19 protein-coding genes are annotated in these 15,817 nt (G+C 70.7%); 1 reads left to right on the forward strand and 18 read right to left on the reverse strand.

The features are described 5' to 3' along the window. Nucleotides 1–12: 12 nt before the first annotated feature. The gene (locus FRADC12_RS08110) at nucleotides 13–585 is read left to right on the forward strand and encodes a cob(I)yrinic acid a,c-diamide adenosyltransferase (RefSeq protein WP_045876197.1); all 573 of its coding nucleotides are present in this window, start codon (nucleotides 13–15) and stop codon (nucleotides 583–585) included. Here the strand turns inward: FRADC12_RS08110 and FRADC12_RS08115 are convergent. The 18 genes from FRADC12_RS08115 to rpmE form a co-directional block, all read right to left on the reverse strand. Beyond that, a complete protein-coding gene (locus tag FRADC12_RS08115) occupies nucleotides 508–939 on the reverse strand; it encodes a hypothetical protein (protein WP_198152823.1) in 432 nt (143 codons plus the stop codon). The two genes, FRADC12_RS08110 and FRADC12_RS08115, sit on opposite strands and share 78 nt — an antisense overlap. Nucleotides 940–1,033: 94 nt before the next feature. Beyond that, nucleotides 1,034–1,345, reverse strand: a complete 312-nt coding sequence (locus tag FRADC12_RS29360) for a type II toxin-antitoxin system RelE family toxin (RefSeq protein WP_084010516.1) — start codon at nucleotides 1,343–1,345, stop codon at nucleotides 1,034–1,036. Then, nucleotides 1,345–1,629 (reverse strand): type II toxin-antitoxin system Phd/YefM family antitoxin, encoded by a 285-nt coding sequence (locus FRADC12_RS08120; RefSeq protein ID WP_045876198.1) that lies wholly within the window; start codon nucleotides 1,627–1,629, stop codon nucleotides 1,345–1,347. Before FRADC12_RS08120 ends, FRADC12_RS29360 begins: the two co-directional genes overlap by 1 nt. Nucleotides 1,630–1,936: 307 nt before the next feature. Further along, nucleotides 1,937–2,200: a F0F1 ATP synthase subunit epsilon gene (locus tag FRADC12_RS08125; RefSeq protein WP_045876199.1), complete on the reverse strand. Its 264-nt coding sequence runs from the start codon at nucleotides 2,198–2,200 to the stop codon at nucleotides 1,937–1,939. Then, nucleotides 2,200–3,639, reverse strand: coding sequence for a F0F1 ATP synthase subunit beta (gene atpD, locus FRADC12_RS08130; protein WP_045879247.1), 1,440 nt, complete (start codon nucleotides 3,637–3,639; stop codon nucleotides 2,200–2,202). Before atpD ends, FRADC12_RS08125 begins: the two co-directional genes overlap by 1 nt. Before the next feature lie 446 nt (nucleotides 3,640–4,085). After that, entirely contained in the window at nucleotides 4,086–4,982 is an 897-nt protein-coding gene (locus FRADC12_RS08140; RefSeq protein ID WP_045876201.1) for a F0F1 ATP synthase subunit gamma, read from the reverse strand. 4 nt (nucleotides 4,983–4,986) lie between these two features. Next, on the reverse strand, nucleotides 4,987–6,645 hold the full coding sequence (atpA, locus tag FRADC12_RS08145; protein WP_045876202.1) for a F0F1 ATP synthase subunit alpha: 1,659 nt from the start codon (nucleotides 6,643–6,645) through the stop codon (nucleotides 4,987–4,989). Nucleotides 6,646–6,836: 191 nt separating this feature from the next. After that, on the reverse strand, nucleotides 6,837–7,685 hold the full coding sequence (locus FRADC12_RS08150; protein WP_045876203.1) for a F0F1 ATP synthase subunit delta: 849 nt from the start codon (nucleotides 7,683–7,685) through the stop codon (nucleotides 6,837–6,839). Between the two features lie 2 nt (nucleotides 7,686–7,687). Continuing rightward, the gene (locus tag FRADC12_RS08155; protein WP_045876204.1) at nucleotides 7,688–8,266 is read right to left on the reverse strand and encodes a F0F1 ATP synthase subunit B; all 579 of its coding nucleotides are present in this window, start codon (nucleotides 8,264–8,266) and stop codon (nucleotides 7,688–7,690) included. A gap of 12 nt (nucleotides 8,267–8,278) precedes the next feature. Continuing rightward, nucleotides 8,279–8,521 (reverse strand): ATP synthase subunit C-like protein, encoded by a 243-nt coding sequence (locus FRADC12_RS08160; protein WP_045876205.1) that lies wholly within the window; start codon nucleotides 8,519–8,521, stop codon nucleotides 8,279–8,281. Nucleotides 8,522–8,582: 61 nt separating this feature from the next. Next, entirely contained in the window at nucleotides 8,583–9,470 is an 888-nt protein-coding gene (gene atpB / locus FRADC12_RS08165; protein ID WP_045876206.1) for a F0F1 ATP synthase subunit A, read from the reverse strand. Nucleotides 9,471–10,225: 755 nt separating this feature from the next. Beyond that, entirely contained in the window at nucleotides 10,226–10,582 is a 357-nt protein-coding gene (locus tag FRADC12_RS08170) for an AtpZ/AtpI family protein (protein ID WP_045876207.1), read from the reverse strand. A gap of 10 nt (nucleotides 10,583–10,592) precedes the next feature. Continuing rightward, complete coding sequence (locus FRADC12_RS08175) at nucleotides 10,593–11,120, reverse strand: Cg1360 family ATP-synthase-associated protein (protein WP_198152824.1); 528 nt, start codon at nucleotides 11,118–11,120, stop codon at nucleotides 10,593–10,595. Between the two features lie 118 nt (nucleotides 11,121–11,238). Further along, nucleotides 11,239–12,384 (reverse strand): MraY family glycosyltransferase, encoded by a 1,146-nt coding sequence (locus tag FRADC12_RS08180; RefSeq protein WP_045876208.1) that lies wholly within the window; start codon nucleotides 12,382–12,384, stop codon nucleotides 11,239–11,241. Between the two features lie 132 nt (nucleotides 12,385–12,516). Next, nucleotides 12,517–13,173 carry an L-threonylcarbamoyladenylate synthase gene (locus tag FRADC12_RS08185; RefSeq protein ID WP_045876209.1) on the reverse strand — a complete coding sequence of 219 codons (657 nt, stop codon included), beginning with the start codon at nucleotides 13,171–13,173 and terminating at the stop codon, nucleotides 12,517–12,519. Nucleotides 13,174–13,380: 207 nt separating this feature from the next. After that, nucleotides 13,381–14,319 (reverse strand): peptide chain release factor N(5)-glutamine methyltransferase, encoded by a 939-nt coding sequence (prmC, locus tag FRADC12_RS08190; RefSeq protein WP_045876210.1) that lies wholly within the window; start codon nucleotides 14,317–14,319, stop codon nucleotides 13,381–13,383. 4 nt (nucleotides 14,320–14,323) lie between these two features. After that, a complete protein-coding gene (gene prfA / locus FRADC12_RS08195; RefSeq protein ID WP_045876211.1) occupies nucleotides 14,324–15,406 on the reverse strand; it encodes a peptide chain release factor 1 in 1,083 nt (360 codons plus the stop codon). A gap of 89 nt (nucleotides 15,407–15,495) precedes the next feature. Further along, on the reverse strand, nucleotides 15,496–15,732 hold the full coding sequence (gene rpmE / locus FRADC12_RS08200) for a 50S ribosomal protein L31 (protein ID WP_045876212.1): 237 nt from the start codon (nucleotides 15,730–15,732) through the stop codon (nucleotides 15,496–15,498). Nucleotides 15,733–15,817: the final 85 nt, after the last annotated feature.

The raw sequence follows: 15,817 nt of genomic DNA on the forward strand, positions 1-15,817 counted from the left end.
TAGGGTAGGCGTATGGCTGTCCATCTGACGCGGATTTACACCAGGACCGGCGACGACGGGACGACGGCGCTCGGTGACCTGTCCCGAACGTCGAAGACCGACCCGCGGCTGACGGCCTACGCGGACACGGACGAGACGAACGCGGCGATCGGGGTGGCGCTGGCTCTCGGCAACCTGCCGGACGAGGTCCGCGCGGTGCTCGGCCAGGTACAGAACGACTTGTTCGACGTCGGCGCGGACCTCGCGACGCCGATCGTGCCCGACCCCAGGTACCCGCCGCTGCGGGTGACCCAGAACTACGTCGACCGGCTGGAAGCAGCCTGCGACACGTTCAACGAGGACCTGCCGAAGCTGGACTCGTTCATCCTGCCCGGCGGCACCCCTGGCGCTGCTCTCCTGCATGTGGCCCGAACCGTCGCCAGGCGCGCGGAGCGCAACGTGTGGGCGCTTCTCGCGGTGGACAGCGACCGGACGAACTCCCTGACGGCCCAGTACCTCAACCGTCTGTCAGACCTGCTCTTCATCCTCAGCCGCGTCGCGAACCCCGGTGGCGACGTCCTCTGGAAGCCCGGCGGCAACGCCTGACAGCTCGTCCAGCCCGCGCTGGTGCTCACTGCCGGTGTCGAAGAAACGGTCCAGGTACTCGTCGGGTTCGAGGGGACTGCCGCGCATCAGCGAGAAGATCTCCGCACCGACACCGGGCTCGTCGAAGAGCTTGTAGGCCTGCGCGAGGCCCAGGTAGCGACCGACGGGATAGTCCTGGATCACGGCGTCATAGCGGCGGGCCTCTGCCCCGGCAAGGGCGATCGCCTCGTCGAACCCTCCAGCCCGCCAGAGGGTGATCCGTTCCTCGTACACCCGATGCCCGGCGTCATCAGCTTCGAAGCCGGTGTCGAAGACACAGCGCACCGCGTACCAGCTCATGTCCTCGGATGCCATCCGCGGATCGTTGCATGACGCCGCCTGGGCGCCAAACGACTTCAGGCAGGCCACGTTCCCGCTGGAACGTGCGCAGTTTCGTCCGCCGGCAAATCTACGGTCGGTAAGCGTCTCGGCGATGTCTGATCGAATGAATCTCCACCGAGTGTTTCGACGCGTCGATCCGGTAGATAATCCGGTAGGTGCCGCGACGAGCCGAGTAGTAGCCGTCAAACGGCTCGTCCAGCGGCTTGCCAACTCGGTGGGGATTCGGAGCAATCGCGCGTTGGATGGTCTCCATCGCCGCAACCGCAACCTCGAGTGGCAGGTCTTCCTGAAGGTTTCGACGCGCTCGGCGGGACATCACCACCTCGTACGGCGCCGCCTGTCCGGACTGATCGCCCGATCGGCCGCCATCCGGGGGCATCAGCTGGTTCCACCCCGGCGCCGCTCCAGGTCGGCTCGCACCTCGTCGAGCTTGAACGTATCGCCGGCGGCGAAGTCCTCCCGAGACTGACGGAGGTCCGCGAGGGTCTCGCTGTCCGAGAGAACGTCGAGGGTCTCCTGCATCGACTCGTACTCTGCGACAGAGATCAGCATCACATCGGCACGGCCGTTGCGGGTGATCGTGAAGTGGTCGTGCTCCCGAGCCACTCGGTCTGCCAGCTCGGCGATTCGAGTCTTGGCCTCGGTGATCGGAATGGTCTCCATAGCGACCATAATAGCAACCGGTCTGAATTCAGACCAGGATATGGCCCTGTCGTACTCACGCAACCAAGATCGCTGTCTAGGCCCTGGCGTGGCCGTCGCAGGGCTCCAATCGCAACCACCAGAGGGCCGAAATGGCGATCTTCAGGGTGGGCGGGCGGCGGACCTCGACGCGGGCCGCCGAGGATCTTCCGCGCGGGCGACTGACGCCGGGAGGATCAGGACAGAATCGCGGCTCGGCCGGGCAACGACGAAGCGGGGCACGTTCGGAATCGAACGTGCCCCGCCTCGTGGAGCGAGCGCCGAGCCGTCAGGACTTCGCGACGGCCGATTCCGCGAGGATGCTGACGCCGTCGTGGGTGACGGAGATGAAGCCGCCGCCGACGGTGTAGAGCAGGTCGCCACCCGGAGTCTCGACCTTGACGTCGGCGCCGTCCTTGAGCACGCCCAGGAGCGGGACGTGGCGGGGCCAGACGCCGAGGTCACCGTCGGTCGTCGTGGCGAGGACGAAGTTCGCCTCGCCTTCCCAGACCTTCTCCTCCGGGGAGACGACCGCGACCCGCATCGACGGCATTACAGGTTCTCCGCGTTCTTCTGCGCGTCCTCGATCCCGCCGCACATGAAGAACGCCTGCTCCGGCAGGTGGTCGAACTCGCCCAGGGTCATGCGCTTGAACGAGTCGATCGTCTCGGCGACCGGGACGAACTTGCCGGGAATGCCGGTGAACTGCTCGGCGACGAAGAACGGCTGCGACAGGAACCGCTGGATCCGCCGGGCCCGCCGAACGAGGACCTTGTCCTCCTCGGAGAGCTCGTCGATGCCGAGGATGGCAATGATGTCCTGCAGGTCCTTGTAGCGCTGCAGGATGCGCTGCACCTCGCGGGCCACGTCGTAGTGCTCCTGGCCGACGTACCGGGCGTCCAGGATGCGCGACGTCGACTCCAGCGGGCTCACCGCCGGGTAGATGCCAAGGTCGGAGATGGAGCGGTCGAGCACGGTCTGGGCGTCGAGGTGGGTGAACGTCGTCGCCGGGGCCGGGTCGGTCAGGTCGTCCGCGGGGACGTAGATGGCCTGCAGCGAGGTGATGGAGTGGCCTCGGGTCGAGGTGATCCGCTCCTGCAGCACGCCCATCTCGTCGGCCAGGGTGGGCTGGTAGCCCACGGCCGACGGCATCCGGCCGAGCAGCGTGGAGACCTCGGAGCCGGCCTGGGTGAACCGGAAGATGTTGTCGATGAAGAGCAGGACGTCCTGCTTCTTCACGTCGCGGAAGTACTCCGCCATGGTCAGCGCGGCCAGGGCGACCCGCAGCCGGGTGCCCGGCGGCTCGTCCATCTGGCCGAACACCAGCGCGGTGTCCTCGATGACGCCGGCCTCGGTCATCTCCTCGAACAGGTCGTTGCCCTCGCGGGTCCGCTCGCCGACGCCCGCGAACACCGAGACGCCACCGAACTCCTTGGCGACCCGGCGGATCATCTCCTGGATGATGACGGTCTTGCCGACGCCGGCGCCGCCGAACAGGCCGATCTTCCCACCGCGCACGTACGGCGCCAGCAGGTCGATGACCTTGATGCCGGTCTCGAACATCTCGGTCTTGGACTCGAGCTGGTCGAACGGCGGGGCGGAGCGGTGGATCGCCCAGGTGGTCTCCGCCTCGACGGACTCCACGTCGAGCGGCTTGCCGAGCACGTTGAACACGTGCCCCTTGGTGGCGTCGCCGACCGGTACCGAGATCGGAGCGCCGGTATCGGTCACCGGGGCGCCGCGGACCAGGCCGTCGGTCTGCTGCATGGAGATGGCCCGCACGGTGTTGTCACCGATGTGCTGGGCGACCTCAAGGGTCAACGTGGCGGTCTCGTCGCCGAGCGTGCGCTCGACGTGCAGCGCGTAGTAGATCTCCGGAAGCTCTTCCGGAGCGAACTCGACGTCGACGACCGGGCCGATGACTCGGGCGACCCGGCCGATCCCCGGGACCCGGCCGTCCGCCGGGGCGGTCGAGCTGGTGGTGACGGTCATGGCGTCCTCGATCTTCACTAGAGCGCCGAAGGGGCGCGTACTGCGACTTCTCCGCGCCCCCGGAGGCCCACGTGCTGCCGTTCGGGTCCATAGGGGCTGGCTTGGCGCCCTCGGCCACCCTTGGCTTCAGGCAGGACTTCAGTTCCGCGGTGCTTCGTCGTTACGTCTGGTGGCGGTTCGCGTCCTTTGGGGCGGTGCCGGATGGTGCCGGGTGGTGCGGCAGTGCCACGTCCTCGGTGCCGCGCCCGCGTCGGCGGCGACACCGCGCCGACGCCTCGACCGTGGTGGTGCCGCGCGGAGCGACGGCGGCCGGGCGGTCGGCTCGGATCTCCGGCCGGCCGGTCCATCCATCTTTGACGCCGCTGTAGTGGTTGGTATCACCTACGATGCCGTACCCCGCCAACTAATGACACCCTCCCCGCGACCTGGCCGCGCTGAGAGGCCGGCTAGCCGGCGTCCGCCAGCGCGTTCGCGCCGCCGACGATCTCCGAGATCTCCTGGGTGATCGCCTCCTGGCGGGCCCGGTTGGCCAGCCGGGTGTAGGTACGGATCAGCTCGGTGGCGTTGTCCGTCGCGGACTTCATTGCCCGCTGGCGGGACGCCGACTCGGAGGCGGCCGCCTCCAGCAGCGCGACGTACAGGCGGCTCTCGACGTACCGGGGCAGCAGCGCGTCGAGCACCCCCTCGGCCGACGGCTCGAACTCGTAGACGGGCAGGGGGCCACCGGGCGGCGGTTCCGCTGACTCGGTCAGCTTCATCGGCAGCAGCCGGTGCGCGCCCGGGGTCTGCGTCAGCGCGCTGACGTACTCGGTGTAGACGACGTGGATCTCGCCCACGCCACCGTCGGCCTCGGGCACGGCGAACGCGGCGAGCAGCTCGTCCGCGACCGCCTTCGCGTCCGCGTACGTGGGCTGCTCGGTGAAGCCGGTGAACTCGCCGGCCATCGCCCGGTTGCGGAAGCGGTAGTACGTGACGCCCTTGCGTCCGACCACGTACAGCGCCACCGACTTGCCCTCGTCGTCCAGCAGCTCCATCAGCTCGCCGGCACGCCGGATCGCGTTGGAGCTGTAGCCGCCGGCGAGGCCACGGTCGGAGGTGACGACCACCACGGCGGCCCGGGTGACCCCGGACCGCTCGGTGGTGAGCGGGTGCTTGATCGTCGACTGTGAGGCGACCGCGGAGATCACCCGGGTGATCTCCTGCGCGTACGGCCGCGAGGCCGCCACGCGCGTCCGGGCCTTGACGATCCGGGACGCGGCGATCAGCTCCATCGCCCGGGTGATCTTCTTCGTCGACTGGACCGTGCGGATGCGCCGCCGGTACTGGCGAAGTTGGCCAGCCATCCGATCAGGCCTCTTCGACCGAGTGCACCGGGCGGTGCACCGTGATCTCCTCGGGCTGGACCTCGCCAGGCGCGAGCGCGTCGAGCGCGGCCTCGTTGACGACCAAGGGCGAGCCGCCGCTCAGCGTGAACTGGGCCTTGAACGCGTCGATCGCCTTCGCCAGGTCGGCGGTCGTCGCCTCCTCGAGCTTGCCCGTCGCCGAGATGACGTCGTAGATCCCCGGGTACGAGCGGCCGACGAAGTCCAGGAACTCCGTCTCGAACCGGCGGACGTCCGCGACCGGCACCTCGTCGAGCTGGCCGGTCGTGCCGGCCCAGAGCGAGACGACCTGCCGGTCGACCGCGAAGGGCTGGTTCTGCGGCTGCTTGAGCAGCTCGACGAGGCGGGAGCCGCGGGCGAGCTGGTCACGGGACGCCTTGTCCAGGTCGGAGCCGAAGGCCGAGAAGGCCTCCAGCTCGCGGTACTGGGCCAGGTCGAGCCGCAGCCGGCCGGCGACCGACTTCATCGCCTTCACCTGGGCGGAGCCACCGACTCGGGAGACCGAGGTGCCGACGTTGATGGCCGGGCGGACACCCTGGTTGAACAGGTCCGACTCCAGGAAGATCTGGCCGTCGGTGATCGAGATGACGTTCGTCGGGATGTAGGCCGAGATGTCGCTGCCCTTGGTCTCGATGATCGGCAGACCGGTCAGCGAGCCGCCGCCCAGCTCGTCGGAGAGCTTGGCGCAACGCTCAAGCAGGCGCGAGTGCAGGTAGAAGACGTCGCCCGGGTAGGCCTCACGGCCCGGCGGGCGGCGCAGCAGCAGCGAGATGGCCCGGTAGGCCTCGGCCTGCTTCGAGAGGTCGTCGAAGACGATCAGCGAGTGCTGGCCGTTGTACATCCAGTGCTGGGCGATCGCCGAGCCGCTGTACGGGGCCATGAACTTGAAGCCGGCCGGCTCGTCCGCCGGGGCCGCGACGATGGTGGTGTACGCCAGCGCGCCGGACTCCTCCAGCGTGTTGACGACCTCACGGATGGTCGACTTCTTCTGGCCGACGGCGACGTAGACGCACTTGACCTGCTTCTTCGGGTCGCCGCTCTCCCAGTTGGCCCGCTGGTTGATGATCGCGTCGATGGCGACCGTGGTCTTGCCGGTCTGCCGGTCGCCGATGATCAGCTGGCGCTGGCCGCGGCCGATCGCGGTCATCGCGTCGATGGCCTTGATGCCGGTCTGCAGCGGCTCCTTGACGGGCTGCCGCTGCACGACGGTCGGGGCCTGGAGCTCCAGGGCGCGCTCGCCCTCGGTGGCGATCGGGCCGAGGCCGTCGATCGGGCGGCCCAGCGGGTCGACGACCCGGCCGAGGTAGCCGTCACCGACCGGCACCGACAGGATGCGCCCGGTCCGGCGGACCTCCTGGCCCTCCTCGATGTGCGATCCCTCGCCGAGGATGACGCAGCCGATCTCGCCGACCTCGAGGTTGAGCGCGAGGCCGAGCACGCCGCCGTGGAACTCCAGCAGCTCGTTGGTCATCGCGTGCGGGAGGCCTTCCACCCGCGCGATACCGTCACCGGTCAGAATGACGCGGCCGACCTCCTCCCGGTCGGCGGAGGTGGCCTCGAAGGATTCGACGTAGTCCCGGAGGGCGTCGCGAATCTCCTCCGGCCTGATGGTCAGCTCAGTCATCGCTTCGGTCCTTCATTGCTGGGCATGGAGTTTGCCGCCCGAGCATGGGCAAGGTCCGGCCTCGGCGAGGCCGGCTGGTTACTGTCCGGCCTTGTCGAGACCGGAGCGATCGAATTCGGGGCGGACCAGAGACAAGGGCCACGCCGGCGGCGGGCGCCGGCGGCGGGGCCACGAGTCGTCGTGTTCACGCGCTACCGGGTCAGAGCCTGACGGGCGGCGGCGAGCCGGCGCAGCACGGAGCCGTCGACCACCTCGTCACCGACGCGCACGACGACACCGCCGAGCACCGCCGGGTCGAGGTCGGCCTGCAGCTGGATCTCGCGGCCGAAGTAACGGGACAGCGCGGACCGCAGCCGGGCGAACTGGTCGTCGCTGAGCGGCACCGCGGTGCGCACCACCCCGACCACCCGGTTACGGCGGCCGGCGGCGATCCGGCTGAACTCCTCCAGCCGGCGGGACAGGTCCCCGAACTCACGATCGGCGACCGCCTGCTTCGCCAGTCGGACCGTCACCGCGTTCGCCTTGTCGGCGAGCAGCCGCTCGACGAGGCCGTCCTTGGCCGACGCCGGCGCCGCCGGGTCGGTCAGCGCGAGGGAAAGCTGCGGGTTGCGGTCGAGAATCCGACCGAACCGGAACAGCTCGTCCTCGACCTCGTCCAGCGCGCCCGACGTCTCGGCGTCCACCAGGAGCGCCTCGACCGCCAGCTCGATCAGACCGAGCCGCAGGTCGAGCGCCCGCGCCCACCGGCCGGCGACGGCCGACTTCAGGACAGCGAGCGACGACGGCGCGATCTGCCCGCCGAACAGCCGGTCGGCGAGGCCCTCGCGGGCGGCCGCCGGCATGCTCGGGTCGTACAGCGCTCGGCGCAACGTCAGGTCCGCGCCGAGCAGGTCGGCGACGGCCCGCAGGTCGGACCCGATCTGGCCGGCCGCCGCGACGGTCGACTGACGGGCCGCGGCCCCGCCCTCCGGCGGGACCGCGGTGAGCTCGTCGAGCGTGGCCCGCGCCGCGGCGAGAGCCGCCCGGCTGGGTCCCTCCACCGTCAGCCTCCCGACCCGGCAGGCGCGGCAGCGGCTGCGTCACCGGCGTCGAGCGAAGCGATGAAGTCGTCGATCAGCTGACCATGCTCTTCCGGACGCGCCAGCTCGTGACCGACGATCTTGGTCGCCAGCTCAAGCGCGACCCCGCCCAGCTCGCCGCGCAGCTGCGAGACGATCTGCGACCGCTCGGCGACGAGCTGTGCCTCGCCACGGGCCCGGATCTCGGCGACCTCACGGTCGGCCTGGGCCCGCAGCTCCGCCACGATCTGACGGCCCTGGACGGCCGCCTCGTCACGGATGCGCGCCGCCTCCGACCGGGCGTCGGCCAGCTGGGCGCGGTACTGCTCCAGCACGGCCTGCGCTTCCGCCTGGGCGGACGAGGCGCGGGCCAGGCCGCCCTCGATCCGCTCGGTGCGCTCCGCGTAGAACTTCTGGATCTGCGGCTTGACCTTCCAGAAGAAGAAGGCGACCAGCAGACCGAACGAAATGGTTCCGATGATGAGCTCGCCAAGCGGCGGAACGAGGACGTTCTCGTCCGTCTTTTCCGCGGCCGCGAGCAGGACGCTCGACGTGACGCTCACACTCGTCCTCGGTTAAGCGAAGACGAAGGGGACGACGAAACCGATGAGGGCGAGTGCCTCGACCAGGGCGAAGCCGATCAGCATGTAGCGGAAGGCGACCTGCTCGGCCTCCGGCTGACGGGCGATCGCCTGCACACCGAGGCCGAAGATGATGCCGACGCCGATACCCGGGCCGATGGCGGCGAGGCCGTACGCGACCGCACCGAGGCTGCCGCTGACGTGGTCCTTGGCGGCGAGGATCAATGTCGGGTCCATGGGAATTCCTTATCCTGTCGGGCACCGGAACTCACCGGTGCGAGTGGGGGTGTCCGAAAAATCAGGAGTGCGCGGCGGCGGTGGCCAGCGCGGGCTGCGGCAGCCCGGGGTCCTCGATGCTGTGGTCCTCGTCGTGGTCGCCGCCGCCGTGCGCGGCCAGTGCTCCGCCGATGTAGGCGGCGGTGAGCACGGTGATGATGTACGCCTGCAGCAGGTCGATCACCAGCTCGAACCCGGTCATGATGACCGTCATGACGAACGAGACCGCGCCGAAGACGTAGGGCGGGCGCTGGATCATGTACTCCGCGCCCAGCGAGAAGATCAGCAGCAGCATGTGGCCGGCGAACATGTTGGCGAACAGCCGGACCGCCAGCGTGAACGGCCGGACGATCAGCGTCGACAGGATCTCGATCGGCGCGAGGACGAGGCGGATCGGCAGCATCGCCTGCGGCGCCGGGTCGACCATCTCCTTGAAATACGCACCCGCGCCGTTGGCCTTGATGCCGGCGTAGTTGAACATCACCCAGGTGATGAGCGCCAGGATCATCGGGATCGCGATGCGCGAGGTCGCCGGGAACTGGGCCACCGGGATGATCGACAGAACGTTGCAGACCAGGACGAAACTGAACAGCACCATCAGGTACGGCGTGTAGCGCGCACCGGACTTGCCGATGATGTCCCGGGCGATCTGGGTGTCGATGAAGTCGTAGATCGACTCCACGAAGTTCTGCAGGCCGCGCGGCACGACCGAGGCGCGGCGGTAGGCGAGCCAGAACAGGACCCCGACGAACAGCGCCGCGAAGATGACCAGCGCGGTGGCCTTGTTCAGGTATAGGTCGATCGGACCCAGGTGCGCGTCAAACCAGTGCGGCGGGTTGAAGACCGCCGTGGTGGGACCCTGGAAGCCCTCGTCACTAGCGGCGAGGACGGGCACGCAACACACCTCCATGATCCAAATTTCTACGCACTGTCACCAGGCGACACGGGCTCGCCCCGGCGGAAAGGGATCCCACCCTATCGGTGCACTCCGCCCGACCGCCACGGATGCACTCATCGTGACCGAAGCTCGGGCACACGATGTCACAGAGCGGAAGATCAGGCGACCAGTTGCCGATTGGCATCCGTCGGCCGTGCCACCGGAGCCGCCGGGAGCGCGACCGGCCCTGCCGGCGGCGCGGCCCGGCAGTCATCGCGACCCAGGCGGACAGACACGCGACCAACACGGTGATCGCGCGACCGTCCGACCGTGTCACACTGACCACCGGAACCGCGACCATCGCATGATCGCCCACCCGTTGGCTGATGTCACGTCTGAAGACCTCCGGATGCGCGAGCACCGTTCGTTCGCGCATCCCTCGGTCGCTCGGCGCGGCCCAGCGGGGACTCGTCTCCACCGGGGGCCGACGGCGTCGGCGCCCGGTACCGCGAATACTATCCACACCTTCGCCTACGCGGCACGCGCTGCGATCCACCCCGCGCCGGTTTCATCTACACGTTGCCGACACGTTTCGTTCTGTTGTGCCCGCCTTGGCGTAACGCACCCGGGCGTTCACGCCGGGCGACAGGGCCGGTCGGGGTCTAGCCAGACGAACGCGGCGAGCATCCGACCGAACAGCTACCGTCAGCGATGCCGCAACCAGGACGCGCCGCAGATGATTACGGTTTGCAACGTTGATGCGACGCCTCATCCCCGGCCGTGGGAGGCTAGCGGCGCATCGCCTGGTAGATCACCAGGTAGATCGCGGCCGCGATGCCGAGGACGATGCCGATCGGCAGGAACACGTTGTGCAGATGGGCGAGCCGGTCGATGCCCCAGCCGACGAAGCCCCAGAAGGCCATGCCGGCGCCCAGCGTCCCGATCACGTTCCAGGCCAGACCCGCGTTGCCGTCCGTGTCAGCCGGCCGGCGCGGCCCGGCCCGCCGGCCGCCAGCGCGGGACGCCTGGCGGCCAGGTGACCCGGCCTGGCCCGGGCCGGCCAGCCCGTCCGGCCCGTCCGGGCGTCGCGGGCCAGCATCCGTGCCGGAGTCCTCCTTGCCGCTCGGAACCTCGTTGTTCGTCATGACGCCCAGCTCACCGGCCCGCCGCGCGCTGCTCCGCGGCGGCGCCGGCCGGACCGGCGGAGCTCTGGTCGGCCCTCGCGGGCCGGCCGGCCTGGGCCAGCGCCGCCTGGCGGGCCGCGAAGGCGGCCGGGTCGAAGAACGGCACCCTGGTGTGCGTCGCCACCCAGAGCTCAGCGCCCATCCAGCCGAAGACACCGACGAGGACAGTCCAGGCCAGGGTCAGCAGGTGGATGGCCTCGACCCCGTCCAGCGCGACCAGCAGGATGCCCAGCAACCCGATCTGGCCGGTGTAGGTGCCGAGGGCGGCCGGCAGCAAAAGGTGCGGCGCCCGGCGGGCGACCAGCGCGACGGCGAGCTTGCCCATCGAGAAGAACCCGGCGACGACGGCACTGCCTATCAGTGCCCCGGCGGCTCCGGCCCCGCCGAACAGGGCGGCGCCGAGCGCGATCGCAGGGACGGCGATCACCGCGCTGATCACCAAGCCAAGCCGCAACACCGGCATCCCGATCAGCGCCTGGTCTCCCGGTCCCTTCGCCACCCGCGCTCCTCATCCATCGCTCGTCGTCGTCCGTTCGTCGTCGGCCCTCACCCCACGGTAACGGCCAGGACCGGCGCTGCCCCGGCCGAGCCGGCCAGACCGATCGCCGCGAAGCCGGTCAGGCCGAGGTGGAGGTACTGGCCGGAGCGGCGCCGGCGTCGCGGCGGGCGGTCCGCTGGCCGAGCAGGAGCAGCACCACCAGCCCCAGCAGGCCCACCCCCAGGGTGGCGAGCAGGATCGGCAGCGGCGCGGACGAGAACGACGCGGCCACCCCGCCGAAACCGACCAGCGCGGCCCAGAAGTACATGAACAGCACGGCCCGGACCTGCGACTTCCCGATCTCCAGCATCCGGTGGTGCAGGTGCATCTTGTCCGGCGAGAACGGCGACCGACCGGCCCTGGTCCGCCGGATGACCGCCAGCCCCAGGTCGAGGAACGGCACCGCCAGCACGGCGAGCGGGATGGCCAGCGGGATGAGCGACGGCAGCGACCGGGACGGCCCGGCATAGCCGCCATAGGCGACCTGCCCGGTGACCGAGATCATCGACGACGCCGACAGCAGGCCGATCAGCATGGACCCCGAGTCACCCATGAAGAGCCTGGCCGGGTTGAAGTTGTGTGGCAGGAAGCCGACGCACACCCCGGCGGTCACCGCCGCGAGCAGCGCCGCGGGCGCGGCCCGGGAGAAGCCGTCGACGACCGCGAGCGAGTAGGCGAAGTAGAACGTCGCCCCGGCGGCGATGGCGGTGACGCCCGCCGCGAGGCCGTCGAGGCCGTCGATGAAGTTGATCGCGTTGATCAGGACGACGATGGAGAAGATCGAGATCGGCACGGCCGTCTCCGGGCCGAGGCTGACCGTCGTCTCGCTGTTCCAGTTGATCGCGAACGAGAACTGCACCCCGAGCTGAACCATCACCGCCGCGGCCACCATCTGCCCGGCGAGCTTGGTCAGGGAGTCCAGCTCCCACTTGTCGTCGGCCACCCCGAGCAGGCAGATCAGCGTCGCGGCGACGAGGACCGCGCGCGGCTCCGACCAGTCCCGCGAGACCTGGGACAGGAACGGAAGCCGGTCGGCGACCCCGAGCCCCGCGTAGAGGCCCGCGAGCATCGCCAGGCCACCGAGCCGCGCTGTCGGCTTGGCGTGCACGTCCCGGTCCCGGACACCCGCGACCGCGCCGATCCGCAGCGCCAGCGCCCGCGCGACCGGCGTCGCGAGGAACGTGACGGCGGCCGCCACGACGAAGACGAGCAGGTACTCACGCACGGGTCCGCCCCATGCGCGCATTGTCCCAGCGAACGCGCGGCGCGCCGGGCCGGGCTAGGGCCCGCGGGCCACCGCCGGTGCGCGCCGCGCCGGCCAGACGGCCGGGCCGGCCGGTCACCCGGCCGGCGTACGTCACGAGGAGACCTCCGAGGCCGCCTCGACCAGCGGGAGTACCGCACGCAGCGTCGGCAGGTCGATCGCGCCGAGCCGCACGACCCGGGGGACGTCGGTGGTGCAGTCGACGATGGTCGACGCGACGCCGTGAGTCGAGGGGCCGGCGTCCAGGTAGACGTCGACCTGCTCGCCCAGCTGCGCGACCGCCTCGTCGGCCGTGGTCGCAGCCGGCTGGCCGCTGAGGTTGGCGCTGGAGACGGCCATCGGCCCCGTGCGGCCGAGCAGGTCGATCGCGACCGGGTGCAGCGGCATCCGCACCGCGACCGTGCCCCGGCTCTCACCGAGGTCCCAGCGCAGCGACGGCGCCTGGCGCACGATCACGGTCAGGCCGCCGGGCCAGAACGCCCGGGTGAGCTCGCGCACCGGCATCGAGACATGGTTGACCAGGCCGTCCAGGGTGCGCCAGGACCCGATCAGCACCGGCACCGGCATGTTCCGGCCCCGGTTCTTGGTGGCGAGCAGGGCGCGCACCGCTGAGGCGTCGAAGGCGTCGGCGCCGAGGCCGTACACCGTGTCCGTGGGCAGGACGACCAGATCACCGCGGCCGACCGCGCTCGCGGCCATCTCCAGGCCCGCCTGCCGAGCCGCCGCGTCCGTGCAGTCGAAGCGCCGCATCGTTCGTCCCTCACAGCCATTCCGTCGCCGCGACCGCCACGAGGCCCCGCGCTCGGCTCGGCCGGACTCGGCCGGCGACGCACGCCGCGGATCCCGGAAGCGCTACGTACGCGCCCAACCTACTGCCTTGCCCGGACGGCCCCGTCGTCCGCGGGTTCCCCGCGGCGCCACACGATCGTCCACTCCGGGCGGGCACGACCCGGATCCCTACCGACGGGCCGTGACAAACCGGTCTCTGCCGGCGAGGTCGCGGCGGGTGGCGATCTCGCTCCAGCCGCCGGCCGCGGCGAGCGGCGCGCGGACGGCCGCGCCCTGCCCGTCCGCGTGCTCCATCGCGAACAGCCCACCCGGCCGCAGCAGGACCGCGGCCGCGACGGCCACGGCCCGGGGCCCGGCCAGCCCGTCGCCGCCGCCACCCCACAACGCCCACGGCGGGTCGTGGCGGCCCACCTCAGGCTCCACGACGGCCCGGTCCGCGTCGGGCAGGTAGGGCGGGTTCGAGACGACCGCGTCGACGCGCCCGAGCAGCCCGGCGAGTGCTTCCAGCACGGGCAGCCGGGCCCAGGCGACGGCTGAGTCGGGCCCAATGCCGGTCGGGGGGATGCCCAGGACGTCGGCGGCGTGGACCCGCACCGGGAGGCCCGTGGTGGCGACGTTGCGGCGCAGGTAGCCGAGCGCGTCCGGGTCGGCCTCGACTGCGTGCACCTCGGCGCCGGGAACCTCGTCGGCCAACGCCAGCGCGATCGCGCCCGACCCGGCGCACAGGTCCACGCAGACCGGCCCATCGCCTGGGCCACGACGGCCGCCGGGCGCCGACGCCGCCTCGGCCGCGAGCGCCTCGACGGCCCAGCCCACCACCGTCTCCGTCTCGGGCCGGGGAACGAAGACCCCTGGGCCGACGGCGAGTGTGAGGTGGCGGAAATGGGCCTCGCCGGTCAGGTGCTGCAACGGTGCCCGGCCGGCCCGGCGGCCGACCAGGTCCCAGAAGCGGTCGAGCGCCTCGGCCGGGACCTCCCGGACCAGCGGAAGCCGCCCGCGGGGCACTCCGAGCACGTGCGCCGCGAGCAGCTGGGCGTCCGTCCGCGGGCTGGCGACGCCGGCCGTCTCCAGCCGGCGGGTGGCCGCGGCGAGCTCGGCCGTCAGCAGGCGGTCAGTCGTCGTCGGAGTCCCCGGCCAGGCGGGCCTGGAGGTCGGCGGCGGCCAGCGCGTCGAGCACGTCGTCGAGGTCGCCGTCGAGGACCGCTTCGAGGTTGTGGGCCTTGTAGTTGACCCGGTGGTCGGCGATCCGGTTCTCCGGGAAGTTGTAGGTGCGCACCTTGTCGGAGCGATCCATCGTGCGGACCTGGCTCGCGCGGGCCGCCGACTTCTCCGACTCGGCCTTCTCCCGGGCGACCGTCAGCAGCCGGGCGCGCAGGATGCGCAGCGCCGACTCCTTGTTCTGCAGCTGGCTCTTCTCGTTCTGGCAGGAGACGACGACACCCGTCGGCACGTGGGTGACCCGAACCGCGGAGTCGGTGGTGTTGACGCTCTGGCCGCCCGGTCCGGAGGACCGGAACACGTCGATACGCAGGTCGTTCGGGTCGATCTGGACGTCGACCTCCTCGGCTTCCGGCATCACCAGCACGCCGGCCGCGGAGGTGTGGATCCGCCCGGCCGACTCGGTGACCGGCACTCGCTGGACGCGGTGCACGCCGCCTTCGAACCGCAGCCGGCCATACACACCTGGCTGGCCCGGCGGGACGTGGCCGCGGTACTTCACGGCGACGCTGACGTCCCGGTAGCCGCCCAGGTCGCTGGGATTGGCCTCGAGAATCTCGGTCTTCCAGCCGCGCCGCTCGGCGTAGCGCAGGTACATCCGCAGCAGGTCGCCCGCGAACAGTGCGGACTCCTCGCCGCCGGCGCCTGCCTTGACCTCGAGGATCGCGTCCCGGCCGTCATCCGGGTCGGTCGGGGCGAGCAGCGTGCGCAGGCGCTGCCGCCGGTCCTGGATGGCCGTCTCCAGGTCGGCCATCTCGGCGCGGAACGACGGGTCCTCCACGGCCAGCTCCCGCGCCGTCTCCAGGTCGCCGTTCGCCTGGTCGATCTCCCGGGCCAGGTCGACGACCGGGGCCAGCTCGGCGTACCGGCGGCCCAGCGCGCGCGCCTCGGCGGCGTCGTTGTGCACCGCCGGGTCCGCGAGCCGCTTCTCGATCACGGCATGCTCATCGAGCAGCTTTTCCAACGCCGATGGCATCAGTTACCTCTTCACAGCACCAGTAGGACGGCGGGGCCAAAGCAAGCGGCGCCCGCCCGCAAAACCCGGACGAGCGCCGCGCTACCGACCTAATTGGTGCCGGAGGCCTTCTGGCCCGGCTGGCGCTTGCCGAAGCGACGCTCGAACTTCTCCACCCGGCCGCCGACGTCGAGGATCTTCTGCTTGCCGGTGTAGAACGGGTGGCACTGCGAGCAGACCTCGGCGTGGATCGTGCCGCCCGCCTTGGTGCTCTTGGTGGTGAACGTGCTCCCGCACGTACAGACCACGGTGGTGTCCTCGTACGTCGGGTGAATGTCAGCCTTCATGGTGGTCCCTCTTCTCACGTTGGCCGCCGGGTCGCCGCCGCATGTCGCGACGACGTGAACCGGAGCCTGATACCAGCCCAAGTTT

It is taken from the genome of Pseudofrankia sp. DC12 (genome assembly GCF_000966285.1).
In the GTDB taxonomy this organism is placed as follows: Bacteria; Actinomycetota; Actinomycetes; order Frankiales; family Frankiaceae; genus Pseudofrankia.